This window comes from Synechococcus sp. UW105 (assembly GCF_900473935.1).
Classification (GTDB): Bacteria; Cyanobacteriota; Cyanobacteriia; order PCC-6307; family Cyanobiaceae; genus Synechococcus_C.
This window is the reverse complement of sequence record NZ_UCNN01000016.1, coordinates 65548-76600: the sequence shown is the minus strand read 5'-3', so window position 1 is coordinate 76600 and position 11053 is coordinate 65548. Positions and strand designations below refer to the sequence as shown.

The window sequence follows — 11053 nt, the reverse complement described above, 5'->3', positions numbered from 1 at the left end:
CAGAGGACGAGACAGAAGCAGCTTGTTGACGCTGCTGGCTGCCGTTGATGATTTGGCCCAGCAGTCCACCACCCAGACCAATCAGTTGGGTTTGGGTGTCGTGCTGGCGATTGCGGCGTGCTTCTCGTGAGGCCCAGTCGCGGTGGTCTCCGCAATCACGGCCAGCGATGAATCCACCGCCATTAGGGCCACGACCACCAAGGGCGACTGAATCACAGCCGCCAGCACGGCCAAAGGTGTTGTAGGGATTGGCTTGTGCAGCAGGGCCTGCAACGGTCATCAAGCTGGCACCAGCGGCGAGGGAGGCAGCAGCGGCGGCGATGGTTTTGATCGTGGTCATTGCTCTGATGGGGGTGATGAGTGAGGTGGGATCGCTCCCTCCGATGCATTCACCATCTCCGCTTTCACCGCTCCAGCTGATGACCTCCATCCCCTGCAGCTGTGAGCTTGCTCACAACAGCGCAAACGCCAGTCAGTGGCTGGGCTAATTGCACCTGCAAACGTTGATCTCTACGACGTCATGCCATGAAAAAGCCCCGCTGGTGGCGGGGCCTGACGGATCGGCAGATCGCACCATCACAATCAGTCAGCCAATCCAGAACTACTCAAACTCTTGCTTCGATTTCCTTCGATGCCTCCGGGAGACGGCATCACAGAGAAAGGCGCTATAGAAGGCGAAGGCGGTCACCCCACCGATTTGGCGCAGGACAGGAGGAGCCTGAGGGAATAAAGAGGGCTGCGTTGGCGGCCTGCGAGCCTCAACCAATCCACCCACCATGAAGCCAGCGGCGAAAACGACAAACACCGCACCAGGAACAAACCAAAGGTTGATCAGATCCCTCTCACTGAAACGGTTCTTGGCCACAGATCCTTGCAGTCAGTGTGTTGTCACTTTGTCAGAGATATGGAAGGAACAACCTCAACAGCCCGGCGCCTCCTTCTCCAAGCGAAGATCACCGACTGCGGCTCTTGCCTCCGCCATCCCCCTTACATTGTCGTGAGAGAGCTGTTCAGACCGAAGGGCTGCTGAAATGGCATCGAGCCCATCTTGCTCGCACCCTTATGGATGATCTGAACCACATCCACACCGATGGCCCCTTCAAAGGATGGTCCCGGAAAATGGTCTTGGACGAAATTGCCAAAGAGTATGGGTCCTGGACCTACTTCGACGAGGTGACAGTGATTGCTGGAGGCCAGAAATGGACTGTGCCCAAAGGGAAACCGCTTGAAGCAAAAACAGGATCTCCTTTGGATGGCAAAAAAAGCTACTTGCCACGAGGTGTTGGCACCCGTTTCAGCTCCTAATCCTGATCTGGATGAATGCTGAGGTCTCATCAAGTCAACAACAACATCAACTCATAGAGAGGCAGATCACTGTTGACGTGAGCCCAGTCGTGACCGGAAGAGCCGGTTGATCTACAGAAATCTCTTGAAGGCTGAGAGTCAAACAACAAGAGCGAATCACAGTCCATCCGATCGCCATCAGATCAAAGCCAACCAGGGCAAGATCCAGCGTTGGTCGATCGATGACACAAGCGCAGTCACATCCAGCTACAGACCAGTGGGAATCAGTCACCTCCTGGCGGCCAAAAGTCAGCACTCTCGAGGCGTACTGACAAATCAGTCATGCCCAGAAGAATCATCGCGTTGTGCTTGCTGCTGGCCTCATCGGCGTCCCCTGCGATGGCTCATCATCGCCATCAAAGGGTCTCGTACCACCGGGATGATGACCGCCACCATCGGCAAGATCGCTACGTCGAACGAACCGTCGTCAGGAGGTATCGGCAGCCTGCGGAAACGACCATTGTGACGACCTACGAGCATCCAAATGTTGAGAGGGTTGTTGAGCGAACAGTGGTAACCAGACGCAGGCACCCGCTTGCGCGGAGGGAGTATCGAACAGAGCAACGGCATCACCGAACCATCCACGCCTACAACCGAGATGCAGATCACCAGCCTCGGACCTACCCAAGCCAGCCCTATGGCACCCCGGTGAGCAATCAAGACACCAATAGTTGTCTTGAGGGCAGCGTGATTGGTGGACTGCTGGGGGCTGGGTTAGGCGCAGTGCTGTCCAGGGGAGAAGGCCGATGGGTGGGCGTTCCTCTTGGTGGCGCTGCAGGCGCCTTGGTCGGCTGTCAAGTTGACGGAGGTTGATCCGCAGCAGGGCGAGACCTCAGCCAAGGCCACCCTGAATCGGCAGCAACACTGACCGAGGCGACCGCTACAACGCTGCGCCTTCCCAGTCATAGGAGGCAAAAGACGGTATGAAGGCGGGAGAGTTCAGTGCGATCGATGACAACGTCACTTCAAATATGCGCGTGTGAACCCAGTGGCTGCAGCATGTCTCGCGAATCAGCAGTCGAAAAAGTCGGTGAACTGTATTGCTCTCAACCATGTGCGGATGGGCATGAAGACCATGAAAGCTGCTGCACCACTTGCGACTGTTGCTGAATGCAAGCTCCCTCTCCTAACCGGGCGGGGTCTTGCACTTGTCTGCCTTCAGAGCAGTTCATTGCTTTGCCCCTGATGAGTAGAGCCAGTTCAGAGGCAAACGCAGACGCAGCTTGTTGACGCTGCTGGCTGCCGTTGATGATTGGCCCCAGCAGTCCACCACCAGAGCCAATCTGTTGGGCTTGGGTACGGATTGGCTTGAGCAGCTGAGCCTGCAACCGACAGCAAGGTGGCACCAGCGGTGAGGGAGGCAGCGAATGACCTCCACGCCACCAGCTAGCAGCAGCGCTCACAGGGTCCAAAGATTAACTTTCATTGGCAGACCACGACTTTTGAAATTGCACCTCTATAAAAGAGAAATACTAGTTAAACTAGAATACCTTGAAAAAGCCTGAAATTCCTATCAACGAAGAGGACAGGCTTAATGCACTTGCCGAATACAGAATTCTAGGAACAAAGCCGGAGCAGGCCTATGATGACATCACAAAGATCGCATCTCTTGTCTGCAATGCGCCAATATCACTATTAAGCCTGGTGGACGCTGATCGCCAATGGTTTAAATCAAAAGTTGGTGTCGAGGCAGAGGAAACGCCAAGAGATTGGTCTTTCTGTGCCCATGCGATTCACTCTCCCGATCCCTTAATCGTTTCAGACGCTCTCCTTGACGAACGATTCAAAGGAAACCCTTTGGTTTGCGGAGACCCCAAAATCAGGCTCTACGCAGGATTCCCACTGCAAAGCAGCGAGTCTTTGCGCATTGGGACCTTATGCATCATCGACAGGGAGCCTGGGAGCTTATCTGACAAACAATGCTCCATCATGAATGCGCTTGCGCGACAGGTTGTGTCCTTTTTAGAGCTTCGCAAAAGATCAATCAAATTAGTTGAATCCTTCTACTCACTTCAAAACTCTTCAGGCCTAATCTCAACATGCTCTTATTGCAGAAAAGTCAAAGATGGCTTGGGAAGCTGGGGCTATTTGGATCAATTCTTATCCAAGCACTCTAGCTTGAAGTTCTCCCATGGCATTTGCGATTCATGCATGGAAGAGCATTTTCCGGACGTACTGGAAGTTTGGCGGACGGAAAAAAACACAGATCAAGCAAGCATCAAAAACTAGCTTCTAGGCCAAAGGCGAAACAAGCAGGTCACAACAAGCGAAGGTCGGCCACAGGATTTTCAACCGAAGCAGGCGATTGGTGCAGGAGCCAAGCTTCTAGCAATCAGTCGTTCACGACCTTGAGAGGTGACATTCCGTCAGAACATCTGAACTTGGCATGGAAAGGTAAGGGGGTGTTGCGTGAGGTGAAATTTCTGCCACCGATGCATTCATCATCTCCCCATTCACCGCTGCAGCGCATGGCCTCCATCCCCTCCAGCGGTGAGCGGGTTCAGGCACGGAGACGAGTGATTGAACTGGAGGTGAAAGCTCAGCTTGCAACAACCCTGTCAATACAGAGTGGTGTCCTGAAGCGGCCCATAACATCTTTTTGATTGAGCTGTTACAGGTGCACAAACACCTCTGCATCCCCAACAATGGCGCGATGGCTGGCTTCCTCAGCCATGCAGGAGAACCGTCACTCTGGATCCAGCATCAAATCGGTCATTGGCGTGACGAGATTCTGCTCAACCATCTCTCAACGCGATGGAAACGGCTTATGCACAAACGTCATGGCCATCGACCCCCCTCAGAACGAATCAAACAAACTGATGCTTATTTTCCCGCTTGGGGGAGACCAAAGAAGCTTTACTGCACTGATCACAAGCGCTCGTTTTGATCTGGCTGGACGTGGGCTGGGCTCCCGATTGCGACGTGTCCACAGTTGAGCGGCACTGGTGAACAGACACACTGGAGAATGCACGCCATAGTCAGATAGCTTTGCTGCTCGGAATGGCGACCTTCGACAAGACCAGCCCCTTCATGCTCTTGGCACGCATTCACGTGAAGCCGGGTTGTGTGGACCAGTATCTGGAGCTTGCACGCGAGACTGATGCGGCTGTCCAAGCGTCCGAGCCAGGCATGCTCCATCACACCTTTGATCAAGACCCCGAGGATCCACAAGCTTTTGTTTGGTCAGAGGTCTATGCCAATGACGCAGCATTTGCGGCCCATGTCTCCAACCCTCCGGTGCAGGAGTATCTCGAGAAGCATGCTGAGCTTGGAGACGGCTTCAGCATCGAGGTCTATGGCACGGTTGGCGAGGAGTGCCGCTTGCTGATGGAGTCCTTTGGGCTGCCACTGAAGATCTTCGGGACAAAACTCGGATACAGCAGGTTTTGACTAAACCAGGAAAGCGGTGAAGACCTAAACCCCCTGAAGCACATCCAAAGTCTCCGCAGAATCATTGGCAAAGATCAGGGATGAGTCTCATCCAGATTGATGTCAACTCTTCACCTCTGGCTTGCATAGAGGTTGTATTGCCTTGCTGGCGCACGCTGCAACAAAAACAGCGACTGCGAAGACTTTGACGATGAAAGAGAGATCAGAACGAAGCTTTATCAACAAGACAACCCATTCAGCCTGAGCAAGCTTGAATCATGAAATTACAATCAGGCTGACAGCCTGACCAACCAAACACGGGCAAACCCTCATTGATCTCGACATAATGTTTTGCGGTAGATCATATAACGCTGAGACACTTTGATCTAACCTCAAACGGACAAGGCCCTTAATGACCTAAGAATCAAAACTGAAATTTGCCTCATACCTGAAAGCAAGTTTCTGATCAACGACCAAACCTGTCCTAGAGACAACCAAACTGGAAATCAACCCACTTTGGCTTGTTTCGCCACCGATCTAGGCGAGAAGCCTAAGCGTGACACCTCACTCTTTTTTAAGCAGCAAGAATGAGTATTCACACTTAGCGCGCCTTAGCAGAAGATTGGACTCGCGGTTGCAACCTCCCCGTTTCTAGGATTAGGGCGGAGACGACGGGTGCCTCACTTCGGAGAGGCCCTTTTCTCTACTCGCGGTTAGAGAATAGGTCAGCCATAATGCAGCCGGTGACTGGGCTTCTCCACCCACAGTCACTAGAAGTAGAGGGAATGTATCTCTATTCCCTCCTTCTTCAACTCACGTTTTGATTGAATAGTTGCCAGAGTAGTTTTGGTGACACGCTGACAGCTGTTCGTCACCGATATGGGGGAGACGTGGTTGTACTCCCTCCTTTCTTCTTGGCAAATTTCCTAAGCAGCTCACGGTTTGTCTTCAGACTTGCCAATATATTTATGGCGGCTCTGGGTAGGTCTAAGCCGCCAATATCGGAGAGGTTCGCTATTGGAGATGGCCTTTCCCTTTTCTCTTCTCCGCACCTGCAAGCGCTAATAAAGCCACTCCGGTGACGGGGGGGGGGATGAAAGTATGGAGAAGTTGATGGAGAGAGCGATACAACCAGCTAATAAGCAATTGATGTCTTAACGCCAATTGATGCACATGGTGCAGGCCGAGTCTGTCCATTCCCTGAAGCCGTCCATCAGCGCCTTAAACGAAGTGAGAAGCTTGGAGATTTGATCAGTCATCATGCATTGAGACGATAAACGATCAGATCATGTATTCCAGCCAGTGGTGATAAAAGCTGTGAGCCGAGACCTAATTAATGAACTGAGGCCAAGTGGAAAATCGTGCGCGACAGCGGCACCTACCTGATCTCAACCACCAAGTGTGTGCTGGAGGAAAGCTAAATCTGCTTGCGGGCAGTCACGGCAAAGAACGGGTCACCCTTGCCTCCCATCAGTCCTATGAGGCCGTCTTTTTTGGTTTCTTCAGCCTTGACCTTTACATCACCCCATCCGTTCGATTGAAGAACGGTGCCGACGTAGTCAAGGTGCTCACAATCATCGCCGTCGGTCCAGACCTGCGGAGCTTTAGTAAAAAACATGCGGTTGGAGAAGGCCACGATCGCGGTCCCGTTCGACCGTGTCACTCGCAGCATCTCGGCTGCAACTTCCTCAGGCCTCGTCCAATATTGCCAAGCTGCAACGACCATGCAAACATCCACGAACCCCTCCTGAAGCGGAATGGATGGATCCAGGTTGAAGTCCTGAACAAAATAGCTGTCGAGCCTCGGGTTTGCCGAGAGTTCAGCGTCATTCATTCCGTGGCCGATAATCCTCTCGTAGCGAACGTTGTCAGGAAGATGACTAACCCAGCTTGAACCGAGGTCGAGAACTGTGGCGCAGGGCGGAATCTGCTCTCTATAGAACTCAGTCAGGCGAGTACGAAACGGTTGATCAAGGTGCTGAACAAAACGTGGATGCTGGTAAAAAATATGGTCGGGCTCTTGATCGATCTTGAAGCGCTGAGCATCTGTGAGGACCTTAGTGACCATCTGAAGAGGTGGACGTACGAATCATTCCGCACAATAAAAATGCTGAGTGTTAGGTCTGCACATAGAGCAGAGAATTGAAACGAGTCACTGGGGTAGAGGCAGCTCCAATGATTCAGCGCACCAGAACAAAAAATTGAAGCTCAGACCAGGATTCAAGACCGAGCTTCACTTAGAGCTATGCACCTGCCCGCAATGACAGAGCAGCGCTCATTCGCCTTTCTTCGTTGTCGAGGAAATCCGCCCACATACCAACGAGGAAGCTGAGAGTTAACAGTGACCGGACCTGGTCTTTTGATCCTGGCTTCGAATACTTGAAGTCCATGAACATCCGGTCGGCGGCCGACTTTTGCTCTTGACAGCGCGCGTCTATAGACATAATTCAGGCCTTGGCTTGAGAGTTTTTGATAACGGGAAGGTCTGTGGGCTGCGCTAGCACGTAAACGACCGCGGCTGAAATAACAGCAGTGAAGGCGATCAGCCCGAAAATGGCGGAGGAATAGTCAGTCATCGAAGCGCTGTGCAACGGTATGTAAAGAATTGTAGCCCATTTATTTCGAAGTGTAAAGAGGTGCCGTGGCGGCAGGGCCGATCGTCCGTGATGAGAGCTCTTCAGTTGCGAGAGCGTCCTTCGGTGATTCACGCAGTCGATCAGGTCTTAAAAGAGGTCATCCATCAAAAGCAGATGCACTCGGAGCCAATGAACTGGCTATGGCAATAAGAACTCTTATCCACGCCATAAGCACGTTTTTGCCAAGTACTGGTCGTTCTGGTCAAGTTGTAGAAGGGCATTCCAAAGCCCCACTCCAAAGGATCGGGGCTTGATCTCTGTTGCCTTGAAATCAGGTGTCTTCTGAGCGGTCTGTTGCTGTGTACCGCGTTTTTTCGAGCCAGACGCAGGAGCAGCTTGTTGACGCTGCTGGCTGCCGTTGATGATTTGGCCCAGCAGGCCACCACCCAGACCAATCAGTTGGGTTTGGGTGTCGTGCTGGCGATTGCGGCGTGCTTCTCGTGAGGCCCAGTCGCGGTGGTCGCCGCAGTCACGGCCAGCGATGAATCCACCACCGTTGAAGTTGCCGCCACCGATGGCGAGTGAATCACAGCCGCCGGCACGGCCAAAGGTGTTGTAGGGATTGGCTTGCGCAGCAGGGCCTGCAACGGTCATCAAGGTGGCACCAGCGGCGAGGGAGGCAGCGGCGGCGGCGATGGTTTTGATCGTGGTCATTGTTTTGATGGGGGTGATGAGTGTGGTGGGATCGCTCCCTCCGATGCATTCACCATCTCTGGATTCAGCTCTGCAGCTGATGACCTCGAAGCCATCACTGGTCATCCCGTGCCAGGTACTAGCAAGGCTGTTCTGGGATACGTAGCAACTCTGGAGCAGGTTCGGGAAGCGTTGGAGCCGCTGCAGTAGTCCTAGTCCATAGGTTCGTTCAGAGACTAACGATACCTACTCAAATAAGACTCCAGAATACCAACAAGCTCTTTAGGCTTTTTCCCATAGCACTCACTCAAAGAGTGCCTGTTTTCATCGGTTTTGATCCAGAAGCTCACCAACTCCGTCTTGCTACTGGAATATCCTGATCGATGTTGAACAGTTGTAATTTCAAAATAAAGTAAATCACTCCAGAGATAATGGAACTTTCTAAATAGCACTTTCTCACGTATTCCATCCGGCCCAAGTTTCAACCAGTTACTATTCGGCCATAGCTTCCATACGGATAGCGGAATTCCGAGGCCACCCCCTACCAGGAGAAACAATCTCACCAGTATCATTTCTGGCTTGTTTTCGCCTAACAAGATACCCGAGACAAAAAGGCCGATACATACCAGTAACATCAAAATCCACTTGATCCTGCTGGGATAAAGCGTCATCGACTCTGGCAGTAATTCCGATTGCTTCACGATCCGTAGAGTTTGCTTATTGGCTTTTCATCATGCTAGAGGCAAATCTCAGTTTCATCTACCACAACGACTACCACAACAAACCCACCTGCTTCAGCGATAAATAGTTAAATAGCTGTTCTGACAAACCTCCAGGAGAGGCCCTGCGAACCCCAGATAGTTTCGTTGCGAGACTCTACAAAAACCGAAACATAAAGAGGGCAAAGTAATGATGAGTTAAAGCCAACCATAGTCATCTTAATCAGGCCTCGCAATGCGGGGCTTTTTATTGCCAAGAGTTTCTTGTGAGCAGGATCACAGGAACCGTTGCGACAGATCAACGAATCGGGAGCTAATCACTGCGATGGCATGAAAACCGGAGGGATGACCTCTACTACTCACTTCAACTCATGACCAACACAGAACTCAATCTTCATCAGCTAGAGAACTTTGCTGGTGGCGGAGTTTTCGCCAAACTCGATGGCATTAAACCGAATCATCGCCGCGTCATTCATCCTGACTACCAGCCCCTGGAAATTTCAGGTACTACATGCCTCAGGTCAGAAAACCGATTCTGAGAACAAGTATCTCAACCAAGCCTCGTCAAAAATGGGGCTTTTTGCTGGGTTTGCAGACCGTATTTAGACCTGAAAGCCATTTTATGATTGATTCGGCATAAAGCATCAGAACAAAGCTTGCAAGTCATGTTTCCTCTGCCAAAGGGGACGCACACACACATCAACAAACCACACCTGCTGGTGATCAGAAATAGTGGATTCGCCTGCCAAAGTACGGAATGGAAGCATCTCCAGCCCTGAACAATGGGAAGTCTTGTACTGCAGACGCATCAACAGTTTCAGCAAGGGGCTCAACCACAGTGCCAGTGCCAGTGCCAGTGCCAGTGCCAGTGCCAAGGAGTAGGCCAGCAGCGGTGACAGCGGCGACTGACAGAGACAGACCAAATGCGGTCACGGCTGCAATGGGATGGGTGGTCATCGTTTTGATGAATAAAGAATGGCAAGGAGCGGAAGCTCCGATGACCACACCCTCTGCGCTCAACTGGTGAGAAGCAGGCCTTCCTCCTGGTGAAACCCTGGTGAATCCAGCTCGAAATCCAAAAGCTCTCTAGTCAATGACAGCCGTGACCGATCAGCAGGAACAGCGACACGCGCAATAAAAAGCACCCGGTCAAATTGACCTAGGTGCTCAAAAAGCCTTAGAGGCTTAAACCGAATTGGAAGAATGATTCAAGCGTGAATTCAGCCGAGGCCGATTTGGCCAAGGATGCCTTGCCCCGTCAAGAGCTCGGTGCCGATGGCGATCACGAAGCCGAGCATGGCCAGACGGCCATTCCAGGATTCAGCGAACTCAGAGAAGCCAAACTTTGTGTCACCCATGGGATGTAAAGCAATGTTTCGATCAATGTAACAGAACATTGAGCTGCGTGGGTGCATCGAATGCAGCAGCGCTGAGGTACCAGCCGAGAAGCCAGCTGAGGACTACGGTCTTGGGATCGGCGCGGTCTGACGCCCCGGATTGCTCCGAGACCTGAATGACCTGCATGGATGCCCCCCAGGGGCTGAATCCTCAAGACCAAACGATGGTGCGCGCAACCCTCCGCCGGATTCACCCTTCAAGGGCTATCAACTGATGCAATGCACAACCCATACCTGCAACCGACAGGAAACAGCATCAGAGCTGGGCGAGCCTGGCCGCCTAGGCCGTGGCTTTGACCACGAACGTCATGACCATGACTGCCATCGCCACAGTGCAACCAAAGAAGGCAACGTTGATGTGCAGTCCTTTCATGCCTAATTCAAGAGCTCTCATGAGTCTGCAGGTTTTTCTCTTGTGAGCGACTAAGGCTTAATGCCTAATCTGAACTGCCTTGGTCTTCGTGCTGCCAGAGAGCGATCGGCCGGTCTTTCGTTCAAGCCGGAACAAGCAGAGGCGGAGCGAGCCTCATGACGTCGACTGGGTGAGCTGAGTGCGTTCTCGGCAGACTTGATCAAACCGGCAGACACCAGCAGCATCAAGATGACGTCGATTCACTCGACGTCATCTCCCACACAACGTGCTGCGAGAAATCGATGTGGCGGCAACAGGATTGCCGGCGCCACCGCCGCGAGAAGGGGAGACTCCGGATGCAATCAAAGGCTTCAACGAGGAACCCTGCTGAGGTCAATCAAGAAAGATCGAGCCGCACCATGGCAACAACCTGGACGAAGCGATGCAAAGGAAGTGGCTCGATCAAGGAAGCCAGACGCTCAGCGCAGAGCGCCGTAGCTAGCAAGGGAGAACAAGACGAGAGAGCTGATGAAGTTTGCTGCGCTTGGACTGGTTGCAATCGGAGCCATCGCACCCCTCCCACTACAAGCACAGGACTGCCCC

At 52.5% G+C, this 11053-nt stretch carries 14 protein-coding genes and 2 pseudogenes; 7 read left to right on the top strand and 9 right to left on the bottom strand.

The window, feature by feature from the left end:
- Positions 1-430: pseudogene (locus DXY16_RS06360) on the bottom strand (hypothetical protein); the annotation flags it as partial.
- A gap of 171 nt (positions 431-601) precedes the next feature.
- On the bottom strand, positions 602-865 hold the full coding sequence (locus DXY16_RS06355; RefSeq protein WP_115120437.1) for a hypothetical protein: 264 nt from the start codon (positions 863-865) through the stop codon (positions 602-604).
- 197 nt (positions 866-1062) lie between these two features.
- Between DXY16_RS06355 and DXY16_RS06350 the strand changes: the two genes are divergently transcribed.
- Complete coding sequence (locus DXY16_RS06350; protein WP_115120436.1) at positions 1063-1305, top strand: hypothetical protein; 243 nt, start codon at positions 1063-1065, stop codon at positions 1303-1305.
- A 360-nt stretch (positions 1306-1665) separates the two neighbouring features.
- On the opposite strand, the gene DXY16_RS14400 is transcribed toward DXY16_RS06350, so the two are convergent.
- Complete coding sequence (locus tag DXY16_RS14400) at positions 1666-2004, bottom strand: hypothetical protein (protein ID WP_206749552.1); 339 nt, start codon at positions 2002-2004, stop codon at positions 1666-1668.
- Between DXY16_RS14400 and DXY16_RS06340 the strand changes: the two are divergent.
- The 4 genes and pseudogenes from DXY16_RS06340 to DXY16_RS06320 all read left to right on the top strand — a co-directional run.
- A pseudogene (locus tag DXY16_RS06340) lies at positions 1999-2157 on the top strand (glycine zipper 2TM domain-containing protein); the annotation flags it as partial. The gene DXY16_RS14400 and the pseudogene DXY16_RS06340 overlap by 6 nt on opposite strands.
- A 138-nt stretch (positions 2158-2295) precedes the next feature.
- On the top strand, positions 2296-2454 hold the full coding sequence (locus DXY16_RS06335) for a metallothionein (RefSeq protein ID WP_115120434.1): 159 nt from the start codon (positions 2296-2298) through the stop codon (positions 2452-2454).
- A 381-nt stretch (positions 2455-2835) separates the two neighbouring features.
- On the top strand, positions 2836-3573 hold the full coding sequence (locus tag DXY16_RS06330) for a GAF domain-containing protein (protein WP_115120433.1): 738 nt from the start codon (positions 2836-2838) through the stop codon (positions 3571-3573).
- 771 nt (positions 3574-4344) lie between these two features.
- Positions 4345-4734, top strand: coding sequence for a putative quinol monooxygenase (locus tag DXY16_RS06320; RefSeq protein ID WP_115120431.1), 390 nt, complete (start codon positions 4345-4347; stop codon positions 4732-4734).
- A gap of 1396 nt (positions 4735-6130) precedes the next feature.
- Here the strand turns inward: DXY16_RS06320 and DXY16_RS06315 are convergent.
- The 3 genes from DXY16_RS06315 to DXY16_RS06300 all read right to left on the bottom strand — a co-directional run bounded on the left by DXY16_RS06315 (position 6131) and on the right by DXY16_RS06300 (position 8683).
- Entirely contained in the window at positions 6131-6781 is a 651-nt protein-coding gene (locus DXY16_RS06315) for a methyltransferase domain-containing protein (RefSeq protein ID WP_115120430.1), read from the bottom strand.
- Between the two features lie 724 nt (positions 6782-7505).
- Complete coding sequence (locus DXY16_RS06305; RefSeq protein ID WP_115120428.1) at positions 7506-8108, bottom strand: hypothetical protein; 603 nt, start codon at positions 8106-8108, stop codon at positions 7506-7508.
- A gap of 110 nt (positions 8109-8218) precedes the next feature.
- Positions 8219-8683, bottom strand: coding sequence for a hypothetical protein (locus tag DXY16_RS06300; protein WP_137007058.1), 465 nt, complete (start codon positions 8681-8683; stop codon positions 8219-8221).
- A 389-nt stretch (positions 8684-9072) separates the two neighbouring features.
- Here DXY16_RS06300 and DXY16_RS14705 point away from each other — a divergent pair, with 389 nt between their 5' ends.
- Complete coding sequence (locus DXY16_RS14705; RefSeq protein ID WP_170953873.1) at positions 9073-9240, top strand: hypothetical protein; 168 nt, start codon at positions 9073-9075, stop codon at positions 9238-9240.
- Between the two features lie 184 nt (positions 9241-9424).
- Here DXY16_RS14705 and DXY16_RS06290 read toward each other — a convergent pair whose 3' ends face one another.
- The 3 genes from DXY16_RS06290 to DXY16_RS14700 all read right to left on the bottom strand — a co-directional run bounded on the left by DXY16_RS06290 (position 9425) and on the right by DXY16_RS14700 (position 10225).
- Positions 9425-9658, bottom strand: a complete 234-nt coding sequence (locus tag DXY16_RS06290; protein ID WP_137007057.1) for a hypothetical protein — start codon at positions 9656-9658, stop codon at positions 9425-9427.
- A gap of 263 nt (positions 9659-9921) precedes the next feature.
- On the bottom strand, positions 9922-10059 hold the full coding sequence (locus tag DXY16_RS06285) for a chlorophyll a/b-binding protein (protein WP_115018854.1): 138 nt from the start codon (positions 10057-10059) through the stop codon (positions 9922-9924).
- 22 nt (positions 10060-10081) lie between these two features.
- Complete coding sequence (locus DXY16_RS14700; RefSeq protein WP_170953872.1) at positions 10082-10225, bottom strand: hypothetical protein; 144 nt, start codon at positions 10223-10225, stop codon at positions 10082-10084.
- 87 nt (positions 10226-10312) lie between these two features.
- On the opposite strand from DXY16_RS14700, the gene DXY16_RS15005 reads away from it, so the two are divergent.
- Entirely contained in the window at positions 10313-10477 is a 165-nt protein-coding gene (locus DXY16_RS15005) for a hypothetical protein (protein WP_206749551.1), read from the top strand.
- Positions 10478-11053: the final 576 nt, after the last annotated feature.